Below are 24,210 nucleotides of genomic sequence, written 5' to 3' on the forward strand. Positions count from 1 at the left end.
GGTTAAGCCGGGGCTTACCCCAATAATAGTTTGCCGCCAATTCTCCCACATCGGAACGCCATGACCAAATACAGCCTGCGGGCGCGCATGATGATCCTGACTCTGGCCCCGACGCTGCTGATCGGGCTGCTGCTCAGCACCTTCTTCGTCGTGCACCGCTACAATGAACTGCAGGATCAGCTGGTCGACGCCGGCGCCAGCATCATCGAGCCGCTGGCCGTCGCCAGCGAATATGGCATGACCTTCCGCAGCCGCGAGGCGGTGCGCCAACTGATCGGCCTGCTGCATCGGCGTCACTCGGACATTGTGCGCGCCATCGCGGTCTTTGACAGCCAGAATAATCTGTTCGTTACCTCGAACTATCACCATAACTACGCCATGCTGCAGCTGCCGGACGGCAGCCCGCCGCCGACCGATCTGATGCTGAGCAAACGCGGCGACGCGCTGATCCTGCGTACCCCGATCATCGCCGAAAACCGCCTGGCGGAAGATAAAAGCGCCGTCAGCGCGCCGCTGGGCTATATCGCCATTGAGCTGGATCTGCGCTCGGTGCGCCTGCAGCAGTATAAAGAGGTCTTTGTCGCCACGCTGCTGCTGCTGATCAGCATGTGCATTGCGCTGCTGTTCTCCTACCGTCTGATGCGCGACGTCACCGGCCCCATCCGCAACATGGTCAACACCGTCGATCGCATCCGCCGCGGCCAGCTCGATAGCCGCGTGGAAGGCCACATGCTGGGCGAGCTGGATATGCTGAAAAACGGCATCAACTCGATGGCCATGTCGCTGACCGCCTACCATGAGGAGATGCAGCAGAACATCGATCAGGCCACCTCCGATCTGCGTGAAACCCTGGAGCAGATGGAGATCCAGAACGTCGAGCTGGATCTGGCCAAGAAGCGCGCCCAGGAGGCGGCGCGCATCAAGTCCGAGTTCTTGGCCAACATGTCCCACGAGCTGCGAACCCCGCTCAACGGCGTGATCGGCTTCACCCGCCAGGTCATGAAAACGCCGCTGAGCGCCACCCAGATAGACTACCTGCACACCATTGAACGATCGGCCAACAACCTGCTGACCATCATCAACGACGTACTGGACTTCTCCAAGCTGGAGGCCGGTAAGCTGGTGCTGGAGCACATCCCGTTCATGCTGCGTGAAACCATTGACGAGGTGGCGACCCTGCTGGCGCCCAGCGCCCATGACAAGGGGCTGGAGCTGACGCTCAACGTACGCAACGACGTTCCGGAGCACGTGCTGGGGGATCCGATGCGCCTGCAGCAAGTGCTGACTAACCTGTTGGGCAACGCGATTAAATTTACCGAAAAGGGCAACATCGACATCCGCATCGAGCTGCGTAGCCAGACCGCCCAGGCCGTGGAGCTGGAGGTGCAGGTGCACGACACCGGCATCGGTATCTCCGAGCGTCAGCAGTCCCAGCTGTTTCAGGCCTTCCGCCAGGCGGATGCCAGCATCACCCGCCGCCACGGCGGCACCGGCCTAGGACTGGTGATCACCCAGAAGCTGATCAACGAAATGGGCGGCGACATCGCCTTCCACAGTCAGCCCCACAAAGGGTCGACCTTCTGGTTCCATATCCGCCTGGAGCTCAACCATAACGCGCCCCCCTCCAGCCTGCCGCTGGAGCGGCTGCAGGGCCAAACCCTGCTGTACATCGAAAGCAATCCAGTGGCGGCGCAGTGCACCCTCGATATGCTGAAGGTCACCCCGCTGCAGGTCACCTACTGCCCGCAGTTCGCCCAGGTGATCCCGGACAGCCACTACGATATCCTGCTGTTCGGTCTGCCGGTCAAGACCTCTCTCACGACGGAGTCGATGCAGGAGAAGCTGAGCCTGGCGCTGCGCCTGGCCGACCGGGTGATCCTGGCGCTGCCCAGCCACACGCTGCACGACAGCGATACCCTGAAGGCCCGCGGCATCCGCAGCTGCCTGTTCAAACCGCTCGCCAGCAGTCGACTGCTGCCCGCGCTGATGGATAACGCCCTGCCGCTGCGGGCACCGCAGGTGATCTCTCCGCACGGCGCCCGTCTGCCGCTGACGGTGATGGCGGTAGACGATAACCCGGCCAACCTAAAACTCATCGGCGCCCTGCTCGGCGAACTGGTGCAGCACACCCTGCTGTGCCACAGCGGTGAAGAGGCGCTGGCGGCGGCGCGCGAACGCCATCTGGATATCATTCTGATGGACATTCAGATGCCGGAGATGGATGGCATCCGCACCACGGAGCTGCTGCGCCAACAGCCGCGCCACGCCACCACGCCGATCATCGCCGTCACCGCCCATGCGATTAACGGCGAGCGTGAGCGTTTACTGCGCGCCGGCATGGATGACTATCTGGCTAAGCCGATCGACGAAAACATGCTGCGCCAGCTGCTCAACCGCTACAGCGGCGAGCGTCCCAGCGCACCGACCAGCGCCCCCGCCCCGGCAGAGCCGGATAGCGCCGACGTCTCCCTCGACTGGGGGCTGGCGCTGCGCCAGGCGGCCAATAAAGCGGATCTGGCGCGCGACATGCTGCAGATGCTGATCGAATTCCTACCCCAGGTCCGCGAGCGAATCACCCGCCAGCTGGCGGGCGAACAGGACGGCGACCTGTGCAGCCTGATCCACAAGCTGCACGGCAGCAGCAGCTACAGCGGGGTGCCGCGCCTGCGCAGGCTGTGCCACTATCTGGAGCAGCAGCTGCGCCACGGTACCCCGGCCAGCGATCTGGAGCCGGAGTGGCTGGAGCTGCTGGATGAACTGGACAACGTGACCCGCGCCGCGCAGGGCTACCTCACGCCGGCGCCGGGCGACGAACAGTAAAGATCCCCCGGCATCGCCGGGGAGATGGCCTCTGCGCCGATAAGGCTGTCCGCATCGCCACGGAGGCGCCAGGCACCGCCGGGCCGTGGATCGCATGAGGGGCAAGAGACAAAAAAACGGCGAGCCGCGGCCCACCGTCTATTCTCCGCCGCCGTCGCCCGGCGCCGCGGGAATCACCCCTCCGCGATCACCGTCGCGCAGGCATAGCGCCGTTCATCGGCCAGCGACACGTGCAGCGAGGCGATCCCGAGCTCGGCGGCCAGCTCGGCCGCGCGCCCGTGTAGGATCAGTCGCGGCTTGCCCAGCGCATCGTTGGCTACCTCAAACTGGGCAAAGGCCAAGCCGTGGCGGATACCGGTCCCCAACGCCTTGGCCGCCGCCTCTTTGACAGCGAAGCGCTTGGCCAGATAGCGCACCCGCTGGGCATGCGTCAGATACTGCTGCCACTCCGCCGGCGCCAGCACGCGCCGCGCCAGCTGATCGCCGCTGCGCTCAACCACCGCCGCAATGCGGGCGATCTCGACGATATCGGTACCCAGCCCCACAATAGCCATTAGCGACGCGCGTCCAGCAGCAGCTGCTTCATGTCGCGCACCGCCAAATTCAGCCCGTCGAGGGCCGCGCGGCCAATGATGCTGTGGCCGATGTTCAGCTCATGCATCTGCGGCAGAGCGGCGACCGCCTGCACATTGTGGTAGGTCAGGCCGTGCCCGGCGTTGACCTTCAGGCCACGCGCGTGCGCAAAGCGCGCCGCTGCGGCAATCCGCTCCAGCTCTGCCGCCTGCGCCAGCGCACTGGGCGCATCGGCATAGGCGCCGGTGTGGATCTCAATGTAGGGCGCACCGACGGCCACCGCGGCCTCGATCTGGCGTTCATCGGGATCGATAAACAGCGACACCTGGATACCGGCGGCGCTCAGACGCGCCACCGCCGCCGCGATCTTGTCGCGCTGACCGGCTACGTCCAGCCCCCCTTCGGTAGTGACCTCCTGGCGCTTTTCCGGCACCAGGCAGCAAAAGTGCGGCCGCAGCTCACAGGCGATCGCCACCATCTCATCCGTTACGGCCATCTCCAGATTCATCCGGGTCTGGATGGTCTGGCGCAGCAGCCGCACATCGCGATCGGTGATATGCCGCCGATCCTCGCGCAGGTGTACGGTGATGCCGTCCGCCCCGGCCTGCTCGGCGACAAAGGCCGCCTGTACCGGATCGGGATACTGAGTCCCGCGCGCGTTGCGCAGGGTCGCAATGTGATCGATGTTAACGCCCAGCAGAATATCGGCCATGACAGCTCCTCAAGGATGATCGGTCGGGATAACCCGGTTATCAGACATCATATTACCCGCCAACGGGCGGCTGACAAGCGCCGCCGGGCTGGCCTGATGCAGTGTAACGCCGGGCGCGTCACCGCGCGCAGGACAGCGGCGGGGAAAACAGGGGGACAGTCGGCGTCAGGAGAGACCCGGCGAGGCCGGACGACGCGGGGAGAACTGGCGGAACAGCTCACGGCTTTTCAGCGGCTTACCGCCCAGGTAGGGCTTTAACGCCATGCGGGTAAAACGCTTGGCGGCGCGCAGGGTGGCGCCGTCGGGGAATTCGCGGCTGGCCAGCGCCTTCAGATCGCGTCCGGTGAAGCTCAACTGATCCACCACCAGACTGGCGATAAAGCCCTTCTCTTCACGGTAGCGGTAGGTCATCGTATCGGCTACCGGCTCGCCGGAGCCCGCACAGTGCAGAAAGTCGACGCCATAGCCCAGCTGAGTCAGCAGCGCCAGCTCAAAGCGGCGCAGCGCCGGCTCCGGTGAGCCCGCGTGGGCGGCCAGATGTTGAATGCAGTGCAGGTAATCGAAGAACAGCGCGCTGTAGCAGGTCTCCTGCTCCAGCACCCGCGCCAGCAGCTCGTTGACGTACAGGCCGCTGTAAAGGGTGATGCCGCTGAGCGGCAGCGCCAAAGAGACGGCCTCGGCGCTGCGCAGGGTCTTTACCTCGCCCCGTCCGCCCCAGCGGATCAGCAGCGGTGTAAAGGGCTGCAGCGCCCCCTTCAGCAAAGAGCGGCGGCTGCGCGCCCCCTTGGCCAGCAGGCGCACCCGGCCATGCCCTTCGGTGAACGTGTCCAGCATCAGGCTGGTTTCACTGTAGGGCCGTGCGTGCAGCACGAAGGCGCGTTGCCAGCCGTCCATCGTGCGGTTTACAGATCGTCGACGTAACCCAGGCTACGCAGCGCACGTTCGTCGTCCGCCCAGCCGGATTTCACCTTAACCCACAGCTCAAGATGCACCTTGGCGTCAAACATCGCCTCCATGTCTTGGCGCGCTTCGATACCAATGGTTTTGATCTTGCTGCCTTTGTTGCCGATGACCATCTTCTTCTGGCCATCGCGCTCGACCAGGATCAAACCGTGGATGTCATAGCCGCCGCGCTCGTTCGGCGCAAAGCGTTCGATCTCCACGGTGACCGAGTAGGGCAGCTCCTCACCGAGGAAACGCATCAGTTTTTCACGGATGATCTCAGAGGCCATAAAGCGCTGGGAGCGATCGGTGATGTACTCTTCAGGGAAATGGTGCTCCGCCTGCGGCAGGCGCTGGCGCACGATGCGGGCGATCGCGTCCACGTTGGTGCCCTTCTCCGCCGAGATCGGCACCACGTCCAAAAAGTTCATCTGCTGGCTCAGGAACTGAATGTGCGGCAGCAGCGCGGTCTTATCGACCACGTTGTCTACCTTGTTGATCGCCAGGATCACCGGGCACTTCAGATCGCGCAGCTTGTTGAGCACCATCTCGTCATCCGGCGTCCAGTGGGTGCCTTCCACCACAAAGATCACCAGCTCGACATCGCCGATGGAGCTGCTGGCCGCACGGTTCATCAGGCGGTTAATCGCCCGTTTCTCCTCAATGTGCAGCCCCGGGGTATCGACATAGATAGCCTGGTACGGGCCTTCCGTATGAATACCCATAATGCGGTGACGGGTGGTCTGCGGCTTACGCGAGGTGATGGAGATTTTTTGCCCCAGCAACTGGTTCAGCAGCGTTGACTTACCGACATTGGGACGGCCAACGATGGCAATAAAGCCGCAGTAGGTTTTTTCTTCGCTCATTCAAGCTCCAACTGTTTTAACGCCTGCTCGGCGGCGGCCTGCTCGGCCTTGCGCCGGCTGGAGCCGACGCCGACTACCGGCGCGGACAGCCCGCTGACCTGGCAGTGAATGGTAAACTCTTGGTCGTGCGCCTCACCGCGCACCTGCACCACCAGATAGGAGGGCAGCGGCAGGTGGCGCCCCTGCAGAAACTCCTGCAAGCGCGTCTTGGGATCCTTCTGCTTGTCGCCCGGGCTTATCTCCTCCAGACGGGAGTGATACCAGTCAAGGATCAGACGCTCGATGGTCTGAATATCGCTGTCGAGGAAAATGCCGCCGATCAGCGCCTCTACGGTATCCGCCAGGATCGACTCACGGCGGAAGCCCCCGCTCTTCAGCTCGCCCGGCCCCAGGCGCAGGCACTCACCCAGATCGAACTCGCGCGCCATTTCGGCCAGGGTGTTACCGCGCACCAGCGTGGCGCGCATCCGGCTCATATCGCCTTCATCCACCCGCGGGAAGCGGTGATAGAGCGCATTGGCGATCACAAAGCTCAGGATCGAGTCGCCCAAAAACTCAAGCCGTTCATTATGTTTACTGCTGGCGCTGCGATGGGTCAGCGCCTGCATCAGCAGATCCTGCTGTCTAAAAGTGTAGCCCAGCTTACGCTGAAGCCGGTTTATTACGATGGGGTTCATGAGATACCAATAAATTCAGAATGCGTCAAAAACCGCAGCATACGGAACAGGCCTGCCTTGCCATAAGCCAATCCAAAGCTGTTTCGTTTGCAGTGGCCCCCGCGCGGGGGGCCAAACGTGTCACGGGAATATTCTACAACGACTGACGGGAGATTGCTGCGTAATTACGGGGGTTATTTAATGAATTCCACCGATCCGCACCAGTCGAACGCCGGTTGGCCACTGGCCTTCCTGTTTCTTAAAGCTCATCCAGATCGCCGTGGCTTTACCCACCAGATTTTTCTCCGGCACGAAGCCCCAGTAACGGCTATCGGCGCTGTTGTCGCGGTTATCCCCCATCATAAAGTAGTGGCCCGGCGGAACGATCCAGGTGCCCTGGGGCTGCCCCGGCTGCTGGTAGTAGCGGGAGACCATATCCTGCGCCTGCGGCACGGTCAGGATGCTGTGGCTCACCGTCCCCAGCGTCTCCTGACGCTGATACATGCGGTAGCCGTTCGGCACGCTCTGATCGATGGGATACTGATAGAAACCGCTGCTCGGCTCATCGGCGCTCATCTGATTAAAGGTCTGCACCCACTCGCTCGGGCGCGACGGACTGTAGGTGATAGGCAGCAACCGATCGCACTGCTCGCCTTGCTGGCAGGACGGATACACCGTCAACTCCTTGCTGTAGGGGTCGTACACCACCTTGTCACCCGGCAGACCGATAGCGCGCTTAATATAGTCCAGACGCGGATCGAGCGGATACTTGAACACCACGATATCGCCGCGCTTGGGGTGCCCGGTCGGGATCAGGGTGGTCTGGGTCACCGGATCCTTCAGCCCGTAGGCAAACTTCTCCACCAGAATGAAGTCGCCGATCAGCAGCGTCGGCATCATCGAACCGGAGGGAATCTGGAACGGTTCGTAGATAAAGGAACGGATCACCAATACCAAGGCCAGCACCGGGAACACCGATACGCAGGACTCGATCCAGCCCGGCGCCTTGACGGCCTGGCGGGCGCTCTGCGTATCCAGCCCCTGCTCGGTCTGGCTGTTAATCTGCGCCAGACGAGCGCGCCGCGCCGGCGCCAGTTTGAAACGGTCGATACACCACACGATACCGGTTACCAGCGTGGCGATAACCAGGATCAAGGCAAACATATTTGCCATGTCCATCACTCCTTAAAATCAATGCTTATAAACGCAGCGGGCGCGGTATTCACCGCGCCCGCCGGGCTAACGATCAGTCTTTGCCGACGTGCAGAATGGCCAGGAACGCTTCCTGCGGCAGCTCGACGTTGCCGATCTGCTTCATGCGTTTCTTACCCTCTTTCTGCTTCTGCAGCAGCTTCTTCTTACGGCTGACGTCGCCGCCATAGCACTTGGCCAGTACGTTCTTACGCAGCTGCTTCACCGTGGCTCGGGCGATGATCTGGTTACCGATCGCCGCCTGAATGGCGATGTCGAACTGCTGACGCGGGATCAGCTCTTTCATCTTCTCGACCAGCTCACGCCCACGCACGTTGGCGTTAGCGCGGTGGGTGATCAGCGCCAGCGCATCGACGCGCTCGCTGTTGACCATCACGTCGACCCGCACCATATCCGAGGCCTGGAAGCGCTTGAAGCCGTAATCCAGCGACGCATAGCCACGCGAGGTGGACTTCAGGCGGTCAAAGAAGTCCAACACCACCTCGGCCATCGGGATCTCATAGGTCAGCGCCACCTGATTGCCGTGGTAGACCATGTTGGTCTGCACGCCGCGCTTCTCGATACAGAGCGTAATGACGTTACCCAAGAACTCCTGCGGCAGCAGCATGTGGCACTCGGCGATCGGCTCGCGCAGCTCCTCAATATTGTTCACCGCCGGCAGCTTGGAGGGGCTGTCTACATAGATCACCTCGTTACGGGTGGTCTCCACCTCATACACCACCGTCGGGGCGGTCGTGATCAGATCCAGATCGTACTCACGCTCCAGGCGCTCCTGGATGATCTCCATGTGCAGCAGACCCAGGAAGCCGCAGCGGAAGCCGAAGCCCAGCGCCGTCGAGGTTTCCGGTTCATAGAACAGCGAGGCGTCGTTCAGGCTCAGCTTGCCCAGCGCATCACGGAAAGCATCGTAGTCGTCGGAGCTGACCGGAAACAGCCCGGCGTAAACCTGCGGCTTCACCTTCTTAAAGCCCGGCAGGGCAACGGTCGCCGGATTGCGGGCCAGGGTCAGGGTATCGCCCACCGGGGCGCCGTGGATATCCTTGATGGCGCAGACCAGCCAGCCGACCTCGCCGCAGTTCAGCACGTCGCGATCGACCTGTTTCGGGGTAAAGATCCCCAGACGATCGGCGTTATAGGTCTGCCCGGTGGTCATCACCTTGACCTTATCGCCCTTACGCAGCGTCCCGTTCTTAATCCGGATCAGCGACACCACGCCCAGGTAGTTATCGAACCAGGAGTCGATGATCAGCGCCTGCAGCGGTGCCTCTGGGTCACCCTCCGGCGCCGGAATATCGCGCACCAGGCGCTCCAGCACATCGCCGACGCCAACGCCGGTCTTGGCCGAGCAGCGCACCGCATCGGTGGCATCGATGCCGACGATGTCTTCGATCTCCTGCGACACGCGATCCGGATCGGCGGCGGGCAGGTCGATCTTGTTCAGCACCGGCACCACCTCCAGATCCATCTCAATGGCGGTATAGCAGTTGGCCAGGGTCTGGGCTTCAACCCCCTGCCCGGCGTCGACCACCAGCAGCGCCCCTTCACAGGCGGCCAGCGAGCGGGAAACCTCATAAGAGAAATCCACGTGTCCCGGCGTGTCGATAAAGTTGAGCTGATACACCTGCCCATTCTGCGCCTTATAGTCGAGCGTGACGCTCTGCGCCTTGATGGTGATACCGCGTTCGCGCTCCAGATCCATGGAGTCCAGAACCTGGGCCTCCATCTCACGGTCGGACAGACCGCCGCAGAGCTGAATGATACGGTCAGACAGCGTCGACTTACCGTGGTCAATGTGCGCGATAATGGAGAAATTGCGTATGTTCTTCATTATTAATATATATGCCTGATGATTTCTGAATTACTCGCCTAAGGACACGCGGACGGGCTCAAAGCGATGATTTGGGTTAAGTGGCGCCGGGCGCCGAATCGCTGCATTTTACACAGCCCATCGGCCAAAACCTAGCGCTTCACTCGCGATTGGGTGGATTCGTTATGCTACGCAGCTGGGAGGACGGCAGCGCCACCTGCAGCAGCACCGGTTGATAGGCCTCGCCCTGCGCCATACGGCGCGCCCAACGGCGTGCCAGGGTAAAACCGAGGACGCCGCCGGCCAGGGCGCAGAGCGCGCTGGCGCCATCCGACCCCAGCCACAGCTGACCGGCGCCGCCGCCGCCCAGCAGCCCGACCAACGGCGTAATATAGACCAGCAGCGCAGAGCGCAGCACGCTGGCCTCCTGCAGACCGATTTCGACCCGCTGCCCCGGCTGCAGCGGCTGGCTGACGGCCAGCCGCAGCTGATGACGAGTCTGCGGCCCCAGTTCGGCCAGCGCCGCGCTGCCGCACCCCTGACGGGCTCGACAGCCGCTGCACCCGGCGTGCGCTTCGCACTGCAGCAGAGCCTCCCCTTGCCGCCAGCTGATCACCGTTGCCCACTCTCGCATCATCGCGGCATTACCGGCTGAAACGAATGGACGCGGCGATGCGCTTGGCGGTCATCGGCGGCAGCTCTCCCACCACGCTGATTTCGGCGTTGTTGCGGGTTTCGGTATGAATGGTACGCCGCCCCTGACGCAAAAACTGATCGTCGCGGCTATCGCCGGTCGTCGGACTGACGTTGACGGAGAAGCTGAACAGCCCGTCGCTGTACAGGCGAGACTCGACCGGTTCGGACAGCGAAGGCAGGGTTCGACGACTGCGGGAAACCTCTTTGAAACCGTCGGGCACCCAGGCGGTACGCCAGCTGAAGCTGACGTGCTCGGCCGGCGGTAGGCGCAGCAGCGGCGGCAGGGTCAGACGGCTAAAGCTGCGCATCTCGTTGGCCACCTGCTGTCCCACGTCAAAGGCGATGACCCGGAACTGCTCCAGCGTCTCACCGTCGCGATCGAGCAGATCCACTCGCAGCGGCAGCTTGGAGTCCTCATCGATCCAGACGATATAGCTAAAGCGCATACCGTCGCGCGACACCACCCGGATCACCTCACAGGGGCGATCGGCGACGCGGGTGCGTCCAACGGAGATAAAGTTGTAGTAGGGGGCCAGTTGGTTAATATCGGCAAAGATCACCGACGGCAGCGCGTCGACAATGTGATCGCCGGTCAGGGTAAAGGGCTCCAGACCCGGCTCAAAGTAGCTGACCTCATTGCCGCGCAGCACCACCTCGCGCCGCGGGCCATCCATCTGCAGCAGCTGCGCCAAGGCCTGCTGGTTTTCCAGCGCATGACGATAGCGCAGCGACTCGACGCCCTGCTTGGTGATATTGATGAACGCCAGTTCGTAATTGAGTGACTGGCTGGCCTTGTTCATCTGCTGCAGCATCAGCCCCGGCGCAGTATCCTGGGCCAGGGCGGAAGAGGAGATAAACAGGCTGCCGGTCAACAGACTAAGGGCAAACCAAATGTGCTTCATTACTGCTGCTGAGTTCCTAATGACAGCGTACCGGGCACCTGGATAGACGCCTGCGCGTTGCTATCCTCGGTCTGCAGCTGTTCAGCGTGGAGACGGCGCTGCAGCTCATAGTCCTGCAGGATCGCATTGATGCGCTTGCGCTGCTGCTGGATCTGCTGCTGCGCGTTGTTGCCCTCGCTCGGCACCCCAAAGCTCACCGGCGACGCCTGTCCGCCCAGCGGCAGGGTATTGAATACCGGAGACTCGGGTTCGGAGACGCCCTCAAGAGGCTTGTTGTAATGCTGGACGCCCAGCAGCACCGCCAGGGAAACACCGGCGGCGATCCCCATCTGGGAGATCTGCCCCACCCACGGACGCACCCGGTTCCAAAACGGCATGCGCTGCCAGGCGGACGGCTGTGGCTGAGACTCTGGAATGGCGTTGGGCACCAGACGCACCGGCTCGTCTTCCAGCGCGGCGGCGATACGGTCGGTGAGGTCGATCTGCAGCGTCTCACCCACGTCACCGCGCAGGGTGTCGCGGATCAGGTGGTAACGCTGCCAGGTCTGCTGCAGTTCAGGCTCCTTGCTCAGTGAGCCGATCAGCTCGCTATCCAGCAATTCACCATCCATTAGAGCCGAAAGTTTTTCTTTCTGCATGCCTTATACCCTTTGCTGTGTCCGCATGACTAACGCTGAATCAGCGGCTGAACTTTACTGTCGATCGCTTCCCTGGCGCGGAAGATACGTGAGCGTACCGTACCGACCGGACAGTCCATGATAGCCGCTATCTCTTCATAGCTGAGGCCATCTAGCTCCCTGAGCGTAATCGCCAGGCGCAAATCCTCTGGCAATGACTCAATGGTGCGAAAAACGATCTTCTTTAGCTCATCTGACAACATTAAGTTCTCAGGGTTCGAAATTTCTTTCAGCGCGCTGGCGCCTTCAAAGTTTTCGGCCTCGACCGCGTCCACGTCGCTGGACGGTGGGCGGCGCCCCTGAGCAACCAGATAATTTTTGGCCGTATTCACGGCAATACGATAGAGCCAGGTATAAAACGCACTGTCACCGCGGAACGACTCCAGCGCGCGATAGGCCTTGATGAACGACTCCTGCGCCACATCCGGCACATCGCCGGGCGGAACATAGCGGGACACCAGGCTCGCGACCTTATTCTGGTAGCGCGCTACCAGCAGGTTAAACGCCTTCTTGTCCCCCTTCTGGACGCGTTCGACCAATACCTGATCCGTTAACTGCTCGCTCATCCGAGGTAATGTCTCCCCAAATCTGTCTCCACGTATGAAATATATCGCCAGTCGTCAAAAAAACTGAGCAAGCATTGAATTAGAGTTCATACGCGCCCAAAAGTTCCCTGCCCGTTATTTTTATCCTGCGGGCACGCGATCGACCGCCCCACATCGGGGGCGCAGGCCTCCGCCTAGCGGTATTCCGTCACCCGATGCAGAATCGATACACCTTGCGATGAATGACCGGACACAACAGCCTAACACGATTTTTCTGATTCGGCTGCACCCTGACCACGGCGGTGACAAAATTCAGAGTATAGACACCGGGTTACCTCCCCCGGCGCGGCGCCTTGCCGCGCGACCAACCGCCCGCAGCCTGCCTGGCGAGGGACCTTGAGACAAAAAAAAATCGGGCGCCCCAAGGGCGCCCGACGATTCTTCAGAAACGGTGGCCTGACTCAGGCAGCCTGCGGCGCACCGGCGTCGCGGGCTCCCGGCAGCAGCAGCGCTACCAGCAGCGCCAGCGCAGACGGCAGCACCCAGGCCATACCGTCGGCGGCCAGCGGCATGGTACGCATCTGCCACGCCAGCAGCTCGCCCAGCCAGCCGCTCTCGGCGCCGGCGGCGCGGGCGCCATCCATCAGGCTGCACAGCAGGGCGACCAGCATCACCAGGCGATAGCCCACCAGCGGATTACGCAGCCAGCGGCGGATGAAGGTCAGCACCACCAGCGCGATCGCCAGCGGATAGAGCGCCATCAGCACCGGCACAGACAGAGCGATCAGACGGCTCAGCCCCACGTTGGCCACCACCGCACAGATCACGCACAGCAGCACCACCCACTGACGGTAGCGCAGCGGCGTCAGGGTTGAGAAGTAGTCGGCGCAGGCGCTCACCAGCCCCACCGCCGTGGTCAAACAGGCCAGCAGCACCACCAGCGACAGGATCCACTGCCCCGGCTGACCGAACAGCGCCTGCACATAGGCCGCCAGCACCACCCCGCCGTTGCTCGCGCCCGGCGCGACGCTGGACGAGGTCGCCCCCAGCCAGAACAGGGAAACGTAGACAAAGGCCAGGCCGATCGCGGCGATCACCCCGGCAATGCTCAGGTAGCGGAAGCAGGCGCGCGGCGCCGTGACACCCTTGCCGCGCAGCACGTCCACCAGCAGCATGCCAAACATCAGGGCTGCGAAAGTATCCATGGTGTTATAGCCACCGATAAAACCCTTGCTGAAGGCCATGGTTTGATAGGCCTCGACCGGCGCGACGATCTCGCCCTGCGGGCGCAGCAGCACGCCGAGCGCCAGCACCACCAGCAGCAGAAACAGCATCGGCGTCAGCAGCTTGCCCACGCTGTCGATCAGCTTGCCGCGGCTCCAGGCCAGTGCCAACGTCACCACAAAGAACAGCGCTGTCACGGCCATCTGCGCCCCGTCCAGGGTCACACCGCCGACCTGCAGCGCGCTGTCGCTCTGGCTACCCAGCAGCGGGCGGATCGCCATCTCAAAGGCTACCAGGCCGGTACGCGGTGCGGCAAAGGCCGGCCCGATGATGATAAACAGCAGCACGGCGGCAAAGGTGCCGGTGCCGCGCGGTAAATCGCGGGTCATCGCCGGCAGGCCGCCGCCGGCGCTGGCGACGGCGATAATGGAAACCAGCGGCAGGCCGACAGCGGTCAGTAGGAAACCGCCCATGGCATACAGCACATTCTCACCGGCCATTTGGCCTTCCAGCGGCGGAAAAATAATGTTGCCGGCGCCCAGAAAAAAGGCAAAGGTCATTAACCCCAGCCCCAGAGTGTCAGCCATCGATAAACGTTGTTGCATATTCTGCCCTCTTATCTCTCTTACCCCACCGTCTACGCCGCAGAAACGCACGGGGGGTATCGCATCAAAACGCTGTCTGTCCAGAAGTAAACTCAGGTATGTGGCAATAAAGCGGGTGCGATGTATTGGATTTGTCCCTGAATCCCTTAAATACCCCTGCCCTCGAACCGGGATATTATGGGCAGGATACGCCTGCCCCAAGAGGAATATTGGAATATCGTGCTGATTAAAGCAATAGCACTAGAAGAAAAGGTAGAAATCTTTCGTCAGGTTGCGAAAAATGCAGGAGTATTCGCTGGAATCATCGCGAATATCCAGTGTATTCGACTGTACGCTCGCAGGGAGGCGTCCGAACAACAGCAGCGCCCGGCGCACCGGTTTATCGGCGCGATCGCGCACCCATGTCCGGCGCAGCAGGTGCCAGCCGTGCGCCGTCCCCGCGCGGACCACCGACTCGGCGGCCTCGACGGGCAGCACCAGCGCCAGACGCCCGTCTGCGCAGCTCAGCTCGGCGGCGTGTTGCAGCAGCGCCGCGTGATCCAGCGAGTCCGTATAGCGCGCCGTCGCCCGAGCCGCCGTGCGACAGGCCACGCCCGGCGCAAAATAGGGTGGATTGCTGACGAGCAGATCATAGCGACGTCCGCACTCGGCGCTAAACGCCTGCAGAGAGCGCGTATGCATGGTCAGCCGCGTCGGCCAAGGCGAAGCCAGAAAATTCTCCAGCCCCTGCGTCGCCGCGCCGGGCTCGATCTCCACACCGTCAACCTGCGCCGCGCTGCGCTGCGCCATCATCAGCGCCAACACCCCGCTGCCGCTGCCGATATCCAGAATATGTCGCTCATCGCCGCGCAGGGGCAGCCAGGCGCCGAGCAGAATACTGTCGGTACCGACCTTCATTTCACAGCGATCGTGGGCGACAAAGAAACGTTTGAGGGTAAATCCGTTGCGCGGCAGGGGCAGCGCGGCGGAGGGCGGGTGCGGCACAGCGGACTCCTTGGAACTGAGAGAGTAACGCGCATAACATACCTGCGCCGCCGTAAAAAAGGAATGCCCGTCGGCGCGAGCGCAGCGGGGTAACGACAGGCCCGCACGGCCCGGCCGACGGCGCCGCGACCGCGTTACCGGTCATGGCAAAGGCGCGCCGCGCGCTTTAATGGGTGAAGATCGTCGCCAACCCGTCTATAATCTGCGCCCCAAGCAGAGGTAGACCATGACAGCAACCAACTTTTCCGAACTCGAACTCGACGAGCGCCTGCTCGACGCCCTGCGCGACAAAGGCTATGAGCGCCCGACCGCCATCCAGATCGCCGCCATCCCGCCCGCCATGGACGGACGGGACGTTTTGGGTTCCGCACCGACGGGAACCGGCAAGACCGCCGCCTTCCTGCTGCCCGCGCTGCAGCACCTGCTCGACTTCCCGCGTAAGAAGTCCGGCCCGCCGCGCGTTCTGATCCTCACGCCGACCCGCGAACTGGCCATGCAGGTGGCCGATCAGGCCCGGGAGCTGGCGCGTCACACCAGCCTGGACATCACCACCATTACCGGCGGCGTTTCCTATATTAACCACGCCGAGATCTTTAACACCAACCAGGATATGGTGGTTGCAACGCCGGGGCGCCTGCTGCAGTACATCAAAGAAGAGAACTTTGACTGCCGGGCGGTAGAGACCCTGATCCTCGATGAAGCCGACCGCATGCTGGACATGGGCTTCGCCAGCGACATCGAAACCGTCTCCGCCGAAACCCGCTGGCGCCGGCAGACCCTGCTGTTCTCCGCCACCCTGGAGTCCGACGCGGTTCACGACTTTGCCGATCGCCTGCTCAACGATCCCGTTGACGTCAGCGCCGAGCCACCGCGCCGTGAGCGTAAGAAGATCCAGCAGTGGTACTATCGCGCCGATAGCCTGAAACACAAGACCGCCCTGCTGTGTAGCCTGCTGCGCCAGCCGGACGTCACCAAGTCCGTTATCTTTGTGCGCAAGCGTGAGCGCGTGCATGAGCTGGTCACCTGGCTGCATCAGGCCGGTATCCAGGCCTGCTTCCTTGAGGGTGAAATGGTGCAGGCCAAGCGTAACGAGGCCATTAAGCGCATGCTGGATGGCCGGGTCAACGTGCTGGTCGCCACCGACGTCGCCGCCCGCGGCCTGGATATTCCGGATATCAGCCACGTGTTCAACTTTGACATGCCGCGCAGCGCCGATGTCTACCTGCACCGCATCGGGCGTACCGCCCGCGCCGGGCGTAAGGGGACCGCGATCTCCCTGATCGAGGCGCACGACCAGCTGCTGCTCGGCAAGGTGAGCCGCTATGTGCAAGAGCCGCTGAAGTCACGCGTCGTCGATGAGCTGCGTCCGGAGACCAAGGCGCCGAGCCTGAAGAACAAGGGTAAGCCGTCGAAGAAGGTACAGGCCAAGCGAGCGCAGAAAAAAGCCGACGAGCAGAAGAAAAAGGTCAAGACCAAAGTGCGCCACCGCGACAGTAAAAACGTCGGTAAACGCCGTCAGTCCAACGCTCAGAGCACTCCCGCCAGCGCAGGCACTGAGGATAGCGGCGAATAAGCCCCGCACACCGCCGCCCGCGCGAGGCGGACGATAAAAAAAGGAGCCTTTCGGCTCCTTTTTATTTGATTGACGTCACCGTGCGGCTCGCGCCGCCGCCCCTTACAGGCTCTGGGTGAAGGTACGGGTGATCACGTCGCGCTGCTGCTCCGGGGTCAGGGAGTTAAAGCGCACCGCGTAGCCGGACACACGGATGGTCAGCTGCGGGTACTTTTCCGGATGCTTCACGGCGTCTTCCAGCGTCTCACGACGCAGCACGTTAACGTTCAGGTGCTGACCGCCTTCCACGCGCACGCTCGGCGCGACGTCCAGCTCCACGTCACGGGATTCGAATGCGCCCAGCTCGTCCAGCGATACCATCTGATCTTCAGCGTAGCCGCCCTTGGCGCACAGGCAGCGCGCGGCGCCTTTCTCTGTGTCCAGCAGCCAGAAAGAGTTCAGCAGGTCAGCGTTGTCAGCCTTGGTGATCTGAATACCTTTAATCATTTGTTGCCTCCAATTGAGATAGAGCAAAAATCGGCCAATTCGGTCATGGTGCCAGCCCCGTCGGCGGGCCATTTGGTAAAACCAATGTTGTCTTGATGTGTTATATACCAGTTAAACACCCCGTATTCTTTGATCTAAATCAATTTTATTTGGCATGGCATTTTTACCACAACAGCAAATTTATGTTTTACATCAATTTTGACAAAAATAGCTGAAGAACAAGAAAGGGCGATTTTTCTCAGGCCACGCGCGGGGGCGGCGTGAAATGCGCGGTGGGATGGTTCCCCTGCTACCGGGGACAGGGTAAGCTACCCTTAGCGCAGTCCACCGCCGCGACGCACCGGAAACCCGGCGCATATCGGCGCTGCAACCACATGAGAATCAACAAATAAAGACAAAGGAAGTGCAGATGACCACGTCACTCACCTGGCATGACGTAATCGGTGCCGAGAAAGATCAGCCCTATTTCCGCGACACACTGACCTTTGTTGCCACAGAGCGCAGTAATGGTAAGACCATTTATCCTCCACAGCAGGATGTGTTCAACGCGTTCCGCTTTACCGAGTTCAACGACGTGAAGGTGGTGATCCTGGGACAGGATCCCTATCACGGCCCGAATCAGGCGCACGGCCTCTCCTTTTCGGTACTGCCCGGGGTGCCGACCCCGCCCTCCCTGCAGAATATGTACAAAGAGCTGAAGAGCGACATTCCCGGCTTTGAGATCCCCAGCCATGGCTATCTGAAAAGCTGGGCCGATCAGGGGGTGCTGCTGCTCAACACCGTACTGACCGTCGAGCGCGGCCAAGCGCACTCCCATGCCCAGCTAGGTTGGGAGCAGTTTACCGATCGGGTGGTTGAGGCGCTGAACAGCCAGCGCAGCGGCATTGTCTTTCTGCTGTGGGGCGCCCATGCCCAGAAGAAGGGGCGCATCATCGATACCCAGCGCCACCGCGTGCTGAAGGCACCGCACCCCTCCCCGCTGTCGGCTCACCGCGGCTTTTTGGGCTGCAGGCACTTCTCCATGACCAACCAGCTGCTGCAGGAGCAGGGAATCGCGCCCATCGACTGGCAGCCGCGCCTGCCGCAGGATGACGCGCAGGCATAAAAAAACCAGCCCGCGGGCTGGTTTCTACGCCTATTCTGGGCCGAATTAGCCTTTAGAGACGGCGACCATCGCCGGGCGGATCAGGCGACCGTTCAAGGTATAGCCCTTCTGCATCACCATCATCACTTGGTTCGGCGCATGGTCCGGTGACGCCATCATGGTCATCGCCTGGTGGACTTCGGGGTTGAACGGTACGTTAACCTCCGCCACCTGCTCCACGCCGAACTTACGCACGACGTCCAGCAGGGATTTCAGGGTCAGCTCCACCCCTTCGATCATCGACACCAGCTCAGTATTGGACTTGTCAGCAAGCTCCAGCGCGCGCTCCAGGTTGTCGATCACCGGCAGCAGCTCCCCGGAAAACTTCTCCAACGCGAACTTATGCGCCTTTTCGACATCCTGCTCTGCGCGACGACGGATGTTGTCCACCTCGGCACGGGCGCGCAGCATAATTTCACGCTCCTGGTCCCCCGTGGCCTTCAGCTGGGCCTCCAGCTCTGCAATGCGGACATCACGCGCGTCCGGCTCCGCACCGGCGCCCTGAGTCTCAGCCTGAAGCGCTTCGTTTTCAACCTGTTCTACGTTAGCCGGCTCTTGCGTCATGTTTTGTTGTTCACTGCTCATGGAATTCTCCGCGGTTTTTGGCATTTATCTCGCTACTTGGCTTATTATGGGGATGAAAGCCGGCGATTCAAGAGAGCCGGGCATAATGGGTGTCATTCTGTCGCCCGCATCAGGCTGAGATCCGCCTGCGGGGGCGCCGACGCGGCCCGGGCAACGGCGCGCCGCCAAGGAAAACCGGAACATGAACAAACGCTTTGAATCCATTGGGTTGGTCGGTCACCCGCGCCACCCCGCCGCGCTGGCGACCCACGAAATGCTGTTTCACTGGCTGACGGGGAAAGGCTATCCGGTGATCGTGGAGCGGCAGATCGCCCACGATTTAAAGCTACAGCATGCGCAGACCGGCACCCTGGCCGACATCGGCCAAAAGGCCGATCTGGCGGTGGTGGTCGGCGGCGACGGCAATATGCTGGGGGCGGCGCGCATTTTGGCGCGCTATGACATCGACGTCATCGGCGTCAACCGGGGCAACCTGGGCTTTTTGACCGATCTCGACCCGGATAACGCCAAGCAGCAGCTCTCCTGCGTGCTAGAGGGGGAATATAGCCGCGAACGCCGCTTTCTGCTGGAGGTCAAGGTCTGCCGCGACGGGCAGATGCACCGACGCAGTACCGCCATCAACGAAGTAGTGCTGCACCCGGGCAAAGTGGCGCACATGATCGAGTTTGAGGTGTACATCAACGACACCTTCGCCTTTTCCCAACGCTCCGACGGACTGATCATCTCCACGCCAACCGGCTCTACCGCCTATTCGCTCTCCGCCGGCGGCCCTATCCTGGCACCGACCCTGGACGCCATCGCCCTGGTGCCGATGTTCCCCCACACCCTCTCGGCGCGCCCGCTGGTGATCGACAGCAATAGCAAAATTCACCTGCGCTTCTCCCACTTCAGCAATGAGCTGGAGATCAGCTGCGACAGCCAAATTGCGCTGCCTATTCAGCAGGGCGAAGAGGTCATCGTGCAGCGCAGCCCGTTTTATCTGAGTCTGATCCACCCTAAAGATTACAGCTACTTCAATACACTCAGCAGCAAGCTGGGCTGGTCAAAGAAACTGTTTTAGTCGCGCATACGACGCGGCGCGCAAATATTTGCGCCGGGCACTTTACTGTATAAAAAACCAGTTTATACTGGCATTAAACACAGTAGTGTGATTCCGTACAGGGGAATACCCATGCTGACGCAGCTGACCGTCTCCAACTTTGCCATCGTCCGTGAACTGGAAGTCGACTTCCAACGCGGAATGACCGCCATTACCGGCGAAACCGGCGCCGGTAAATCCATCGCCATCGACGCCCTGACCCTGTGTCTGGGGGGGCGCAGCGAGGCCGCCATGGTGCGCATGAATATGCCGCGCGCCGATATCTGCGCCCGCTTCTCGCTGGCCGATACCCCATCTGCCCGCGCCTGGCTCGAGTCCAACCAGCTGGACGACAGCAACGAATGCCTGCTGCGCCGGGTGATCAGCGCCGACGGGCGCTCGCGCGGCTTTATCAACGGCACCGCGGTTCCCCTGTCTCAGCTGCGCGATCTGGGGCAGCTGCTGATCCAAATCCACGGTCAACACGCGCACCAGCTGCTGCTGAAGCCGGAGCACCAGCGCCACCTGCTGGACGCCTACGGGCAGCAGCACGCCCTGCGGAGCGAAATGCAGGCCGCCTACCGTCAATGGCACCACAGCGTGCGCCTGCTGGCCGACCACCGCCGCCAGATCAGCGATCGCGAGGCGCGCCGCGAGCTGCTGCAGTACCAGCTCAAAGAGCTGAATGAGTTTGCGCCGCAGCCCGGCGAGTACGAACAGATCGACGAGGAGTACAAGCGCCAGGCCAACAGCGGCCAGCTGCTCAGTCTGAGCCAGCAGATCCTGGCGGCGCTCTGCGACGGCGACGACGGCAACGCCCTGAGTCTGGTACACAGCGCGCGCCACAGCCTGAGCGAGCTTATCAGCTACGACGCGCGCTTTGCCCCGCTGCTGGAGATGCTGGAGGAGGCGGCGATCCAAATCGACGAAGCCGGCAACGAGCTGCGCCACTACGGCGATAGCATTGAAATGGATCCCGCTCGCCTGCAGCAGCTGGAGCAGCGCCTGTCGCGCCAGATCGCGCTGGCGCGCAAGCACCAGGTGGCGCCGGAGCAGCTGCCGCAGCTCTACCAGCAGCTGCTGGAAGAGCTGCACGCGCTGGATCGCCAGCAGGATGATGAAGCCCAGCTGGCGGACACCGTGCGCCAACACCATCAGCAGGCGCTCAGCCTGGCACAGCGCCTGCACCAGCAGCGCAGCGCCTGTGCGGCAGAGCTGTGCGGCCAGATCAGCGCCCGCATGCAGGAGCTGGCCATGCCCCACGGCCGCTTTGCCATCGATGTGACCTTTACCCCCGATGCGCTGACCGCCGACGGCGCCGATCGTATCGAATTCCGCGTCACCACCAACCCCGGCCAGCCGCTGCAGCCGCTGGGTAAAGTAGCCTCCGGCGGCGAACTGTCGCGCATCGCGCTGGCCATCCAGGTGATCACTGCCCAGAAGATGGATACCCCGGCGCTGATCTTTGATGAAGTGGACGTCGGCATCAGCGGACCGACCGCCGCCATCGTCGGACGCCTGCTGCGCCAGCTGGGTGAATCGACCCAGGTAATGTGCGTGACCCATCTGCCGCAGGTGGCCGGCTGTGGACACCAGCACTACTACGTCAGCAAAGAGACCGATGGCGAAGAGACCGAAACCCGCATGCGGGCGCTGAATAAAAAGGCGCGGCTACAGGAGCTGGCGCGTCTGCTGGGCGGCAGCGAGGTCACCCGCAACACCCTGGCCAACGCCCGCGAACTGCTGGCCGCCTGAGATCCGCCGACGGCGTGGGAAAAGCGCATAATCGGGGAACCAATTCCCCGCGCCGTTGCCTATACTCCCGTCAACGTGGTAATCTCGACGCCCAGTAGATCCTGCACCAAGATGCAGAGTCGCGCCGCAGCTATCCTGGCTTTGTGTCCAAAAGGAATGAATTAACTATGCGTTGTAAAATGCTGACTGCCGCCGCCGTGGTCCTGGTTATGCTGACCGCAGGCTGCGCCACCGTGGAAAAAGTGGTTTACCGCCCTGACATCAACCAGGGCAACTATCTGACGGCGGCCGACGTCGCCAAAATCCACCGTGGCATGACGCAGCAGCAGGTCGCCTATACCCTGGGCACCCCGCTGCTGCAGGATCCCTTCGGCAGCAGCACGTGGTACTACGTATTCCGCCAGGAGCCGAGCCACGAGGGCATTACCCAGCAGACCCTGACCCTGACCTTTAACGCTAGCGGCGTGCTGACCAACGTTGAAAATACCAAAAAGCTGCCGAACGACAGCGACGCATAGGCGTTCTCCGGCAGTTAAAAAATAAGGCGCCCACGGCGCCTTATTTTTTGGCTCGCTCGGCGCGCTGGCGCCGCAGCTCACGCGGATCGGCGATCAGCGGGCGATAGATCTCCACCCGATCACCGTCGTGCAGCGGATCGTCCAGGCGCACCGGGCGACTGAAAATGCCCACCTTATTCTTACCCAGATCGATCTCGCTGCGCTGCGCCAGCAGCCCGGAGCGCTCGATAGCCTGCCCCACGCTGCTGCCCTGCGGCAGGGTCAAACGACGCAGATACTGTTTTTCCGGCAGTGCGTACACGACCTCAATGCTCATCTCAGACACGGTAAACCTCTTTGGCCCGCAGGGTAAATGCCTGCACCATGCTGCCGGCCAACTCCTTAAACACCTTGCCAAAGGCCAGCTCAACCAGCTTATTGGTAAACTCAAAATCCAAATGCAGCTCTACCTTACAGGCGTCTTCACCCAAGGGAGTAAAGCGCCAATCCCCCATCAGGCGGCGAAACGGCCCCTCGATCAGCTGCATCTTAATATTACGGTTGTCCGACAGCGTATTGCGGGTGGTAAAGGTTTTACTGATCCCCGCCTTACAGACATCGACCGAGGCGGTCATGCTCTGCGGTGAACTCTCCAGCACCCGACTGCCGACACAGCCCGGCAAAAAGGCCGGATAGGCGTCAACGTCATTGACCAACTGGTACATCTGCTGCGCGCTAAACGGCACCAGCGCGGAACGGCTAATCTGCGGCATATCAATTCCCGGACAACATAAACCGAGGCATAATACCATTTATTGCTAGACAGAGAGAATTGGCTTACGCACACTGAATGCCGACCATAAATCCGCGGCCAGCCCCGGCAAAAGGTATTCATGCGCCGGTCGTAACAGTATAATGACGCTACTATGACAAAGAAAAAAGCACATAAACCGGGTTCGGCAACCATTGCCATGAACAAGCGCGCGCGCCACGAATACTTCATCGAGGATGAGTTCGAGGCCGGGCTGTCGCTGCAAGGCTGGGAAGTAAAGTCCCTGCGGGCCGGCAAGGCCAACATCAGCGAAAGCTATATTCTGCTGCAAAACGGCGAGGCGTTTCTGTTTGGCGCCACCTTTACTCCGCTGAGCGTGGCCTCTAGCCACGTGGTGTGCGATCCGACGCGCACCCGTAAGCTGCTGCTCAAGGAGCGCGAGCTGGCGACCCTGTTCGGCAGCGCCAACCGCGACGGTTACACCATCGTCCCGCTGTCGCTGTACTGGAAGAACGCCTGGGCTAAGCTGAAGATCGGCGTGGCTAAGGGCAAGAAAGAACACGATAAACGCGATGATATCAAGGCGCGTGAATGGCAGCAGGATAAAGCGCGAATTATGAAAAACGCCGGCCGCTAACGCTAGCGCAGCGGCGGTAAACTCTGGTATACTGCCGATTACACACTTGGGCCTGATTCTGGATTCGACGGGATTTGCGAAACTCAAGGTGCATGCCGAGGGGCGGTTTGCCTCGTAAAAAGCCGCAAAAAAATAGTCGCAAACGACGAAAACTACGCACTCGCAGCTTAATAACCTGCGCAGAGCCCTCTCTCCCTAGCCTCCGCTCTTAGGACGGGGATCAAGAGAGGTCAAACCCAAAAGAGATCGCGTGGAGCTCCTGCCTGGGGGTGAAGCGTTAAATCCAATCAGGCTAGTTTGTTAGTGGCGTGTCTGTCCGCAGCTGGCAAGCGAATGTAAAGACCAGACTAAGCATGTAGTACCGACAGCGTAGTAATTTCGGACGCGGGTTCAACTCCCGCCAGGTCCACCAAATCATGATCCGGATACGTCCGGTGAAGTACAGAAAGCCCGCATGGCACA

At 61.5% G+C, this 24,210-nt stretch carries 24 protein-coding genes and 1 other RNA gene; 8 read left to right on the forward strand and 17 right to left on the reverse strand.

Going from position 1 to position 24,210, the window contains the following annotated elements; all coding sequences use genetic code 11:
- Window positions 1–60: 60 nt before the first annotated feature.
- Window positions 61–2,820, forward strand: a complete 2,760-nt coding sequence (gene barA / locus L1P05_RS13010) for a two-component sensor histidine kinase BarA (protein WP_012849544.1) — start codon at window positions 61–63, stop codon at window positions 2,818–2,820.
- 173 nt (window positions 2,821–2,993) lie between these two features.
- Here the strand turns inward: barA and acpS are convergent, their stop codons facing one another.
- The 13 genes from acpS to L1P05_RS13075 all read right to left on the reverse strand — a co-directional run bounded on the left by acpS (window position 2,994) and on the right by L1P05_RS13075 (window position 15,221).
- On the reverse strand, window positions 2,994–3,374 hold the full coding sequence (acpS, locus tag L1P05_RS13015) for a holo-ACP synthase (RefSeq protein WP_012849545.1): 381 nt from the start codon (window positions 3,372–3,374) through the stop codon (window positions 2,994–2,996).
- Complete coding sequence (gene pdxJ, locus L1P05_RS13020; RefSeq protein ID WP_012849546.1) at window positions 3,374–4,105, reverse strand: pyridoxine 5'-phosphate synthase; 732 nt, start codon at window positions 4,103–4,105, stop codon at window positions 3,374–3,376. Before pdxJ ends, acpS begins: the two co-directional genes overlap by 1 nt.
- A gap of 165 nt (window positions 4,106–4,270) precedes the next feature.
- Window positions 4,271–4,999: a DNA repair protein RecO gene (gene recO / locus L1P05_RS13025; RefSeq protein WP_012849547.1), complete on the reverse strand. Its 729-nt coding sequence runs from the start codon at window positions 4,997–4,999 to the stop codon at window positions 4,271–4,273.
- 8 nt (window positions 5,000–5,007) lie between these two features.
- Window positions 5,008–5,913 carry a GTPase Era gene (era, locus tag L1P05_RS13030; RefSeq protein ID WP_012849548.1) on the reverse strand — a complete coding sequence of 302 codons (906 nt, stop codon included), beginning with the start codon at window positions 5,911–5,913 and terminating at the stop codon, window positions 5,008–5,010.
- Window positions 5,910–6,590 carry a ribonuclease III gene (gene rnc / locus L1P05_RS13035; RefSeq protein WP_012849549.1) on the reverse strand — a complete coding sequence of 227 codons (681 nt, stop codon included), beginning with the start codon at window positions 6,588–6,590 and terminating at the stop codon, window positions 5,910–5,912. Before rnc ends, era begins: the two co-directional genes overlap by 4 nt.
- Window positions 6,591–6,767: 177 nt before the next feature.
- Complete coding sequence (lepB, locus tag L1P05_RS13040; protein ID WP_012849550.1) at window positions 6,768–7,742, reverse strand: signal peptidase I; 975 nt, start codon at window positions 7,740–7,742, stop codon at window positions 6,768–6,770.
- Between the two features lie 73 nt (window positions 7,743–7,815).
- Window positions 7,816–9,609 carry a translation elongation factor 4 gene (gene lepA, locus L1P05_RS13045; RefSeq protein ID WP_012849551.1) on the reverse strand — a complete coding sequence of 598 codons (1,794 nt, stop codon included), beginning with the start codon at window positions 9,607–9,609 and terminating at the stop codon, window positions 7,816–7,818.
- Window positions 9,610–9,748: 139 nt separating this feature from the next.
- A complete protein-coding gene (gene rseC / locus L1P05_RS13050; protein WP_012849552.1) occupies window positions 9,749–10,225 on the reverse strand; it encodes a SoxR-reducing system protein RseC in 477 nt (158 codons plus the stop codon).
- Window positions 10,226–10,232: 7 nt separating this feature from the next.
- The gene (gene rseB, locus L1P05_RS13055) at window positions 10,233–11,186 is read right to left on the reverse strand and encodes a sigma-E factor regulatory protein RseB (protein ID WP_012849553.1); all 954 of its coding nucleotides are present in this window, start codon (window positions 11,184–11,186) and stop codon (window positions 10,233–10,235) included.
- Window positions 11,186–11,824, reverse strand: a complete 639-nt coding sequence (rseA, locus tag L1P05_RS13060) for an anti-sigma-E factor RseA (protein ID WP_012849554.1) — start codon at window positions 11,822–11,824, stop codon at window positions 11,186–11,188. Before rseA ends, rseB begins: the two co-directional genes overlap by 1 nt.
- Window positions 11,825–11,853: 29 nt before the next feature.
- Window positions 11,854–12,429 carry an RNA polymerase sigma factor RpoE gene (rpoE, locus tag L1P05_RS13065; protein ID WP_012849555.1) on the reverse strand — a complete coding sequence of 192 codons (576 nt, stop codon included), beginning with the start codon at window positions 12,427–12,429 and terminating at the stop codon, window positions 11,854–11,856.
- Window positions 12,430–12,869: 440 nt separating this feature from the next.
- Window positions 12,870–14,237: a branched-chain amino acid transport system II carrier protein gene (gene brnQ, locus L1P05_RS13070; protein WP_012849556.1), complete on the reverse strand. Its 1,368-nt coding sequence runs from the start codon at window positions 14,235–14,237 to the stop codon at window positions 12,870–12,872.
- A gap of 240 nt (window positions 14,238–14,477) precedes the next feature.
- On the reverse strand, window positions 14,478–15,221 hold the full coding sequence (locus L1P05_RS13075; protein WP_012849557.1) for a tRNA1(Val) (adenine(37)-N6)-methyltransferase: 744 nt from the start codon (window positions 15,219–15,221) through the stop codon (window positions 14,478–14,480).
- A 226-nt stretch (window positions 15,222–15,447) separates the two neighbouring features.
- On the opposite strand from L1P05_RS13075, the gene srmB reads away from it, so the two are divergent.
- Complete coding sequence (gene srmB, locus L1P05_RS13080; RefSeq protein WP_012849558.1) at window positions 15,448–16,794, forward strand: ATP-dependent RNA helicase SrmB; 1,347 nt, start codon at window positions 15,448–15,450, stop codon at window positions 16,792–16,794.
- A gap of 102 nt (window positions 16,795–16,896) precedes the next feature.
- On the opposite strand, the gene grcA is transcribed toward srmB, so the two are convergent.
- On the reverse strand, window positions 16,897–17,280 hold the full coding sequence (grcA, locus tag L1P05_RS13085) for an autonomous glycyl radical cofactor GrcA (RefSeq protein ID WP_012849559.1): 384 nt from the start codon (window positions 17,278–17,280) through the stop codon (window positions 16,897–16,899).
- Between the two features lie 409 nt (window positions 17,281–17,689).
- On the opposite strand from grcA, the gene ung reads away from it, so the two are divergent.
- Window positions 17,690–18,385: a uracil-DNA glycosylase gene (gene ung, locus L1P05_RS13090; RefSeq protein ID WP_012849561.1), complete on the forward strand. Its 696-nt coding sequence runs from the start codon at window positions 17,690–17,692 to the stop codon at window positions 18,383–18,385.
- A 45-nt stretch (window positions 18,386–18,430) separates the two neighbouring features.
- Here the strand turns inward: ung and grpE are convergent, their stop codons facing one another.
- Window positions 18,431–19,009, reverse strand: coding sequence for a nucleotide exchange factor GrpE (grpE, locus tag L1P05_RS13095; protein ID WP_012849562.1), 579 nt, complete (start codon window positions 19,007–19,009; stop codon window positions 18,431–18,433).
- Between the two features lie 181 nt (window positions 19,010–19,190).
- On the opposite strand from grpE, the gene nadK reads away from it, so the two are divergent.
- The 3 genes from nadK to bamE all read left to right on the forward strand — a co-directional run bounded on the left by nadK (window position 19,191) and on the right by bamE (window position 22,360).
- On the forward strand, window positions 19,191–20,069 hold the full coding sequence (gene nadK / locus L1P05_RS13100) for an NAD(+) kinase (RefSeq protein ID WP_012849563.1): 879 nt from the start codon (window positions 19,191–19,193) through the stop codon (window positions 20,067–20,069).
- A gap of 111 nt (window positions 20,070–20,180) precedes the next feature.
- Window positions 20,181–21,842, forward strand: a complete 1,662-nt coding sequence (gene recN / locus L1P05_RS13105) for a DNA repair protein RecN (RefSeq protein ID WP_012849564.1) — start codon at window positions 20,181–20,183, stop codon at window positions 21,840–21,842.
- Between the two features lie 167 nt (window positions 21,843–22,009).
- Window positions 22,010–22,360 carry an outer membrane protein assembly factor BamE gene (gene bamE, locus L1P05_RS13110; RefSeq protein ID WP_012849565.1) on the forward strand — a complete coding sequence of 117 codons (351 nt, stop codon included), beginning with the start codon at window positions 22,010–22,012 and terminating at the stop codon, window positions 22,358–22,360.
- Window positions 22,361–22,400: 40 nt separating this feature from the next.
- Here bamE and L1P05_RS13115 read toward each other — a convergent pair whose 3' ends face one another.
- Both L1P05_RS13115 and L1P05_RS13120 read right to left on the reverse strand, forming a co-directional pair.
- On the reverse strand, window positions 22,401–22,685 hold the full coding sequence (locus tag L1P05_RS13115; protein ID WP_012849566.1) for an RnfH family protein: 285 nt from the start codon (window positions 22,683–22,685) through the stop codon (window positions 22,401–22,403).
- Window positions 22,678–23,112: a type II toxin-antitoxin system RatA family toxin gene (locus L1P05_RS13120; RefSeq protein ID WP_012849567.1), complete on the reverse strand. Its 435-nt coding sequence runs from the start codon at window positions 23,110–23,112 to the stop codon at window positions 22,678–22,680. Before L1P05_RS13120 ends, L1P05_RS13115 begins: the two co-directional genes overlap by 8 nt.
- 153 nt (window positions 23,113–23,265) lie before the next feature.
- Here L1P05_RS13120 and smpB point away from each other — a divergent pair, with 153 nt between their 5' ends.
- A complete protein-coding gene (gene smpB, locus L1P05_RS13125) occupies window positions 23,266–23,748 on the forward strand; it encodes an SsrA-binding protein SmpB (protein WP_012849568.1) in 483 nt (160 codons plus the stop codon).
- 48 nt (window positions 23,749–23,796) lie between these two features.
- Window positions 23,797–24,160: a transfer-messenger RNA gene (gene ssrA / locus L1P05_RS13130) on the forward strand.
- The last annotated feature ends 50 nt before the right edge of the window (window positions 24,161–24,210 follow it).

Origin of the sequence: Edwardsiella piscicida (assembly GCF_021733145.1) — a bacterium.
Lineage (GTDB): Bacteria > Pseudomonadota > Gammaproteobacteria > Enterobacterales > Enterobacteriaceae > Edwardsiella > Edwardsiella piscicida.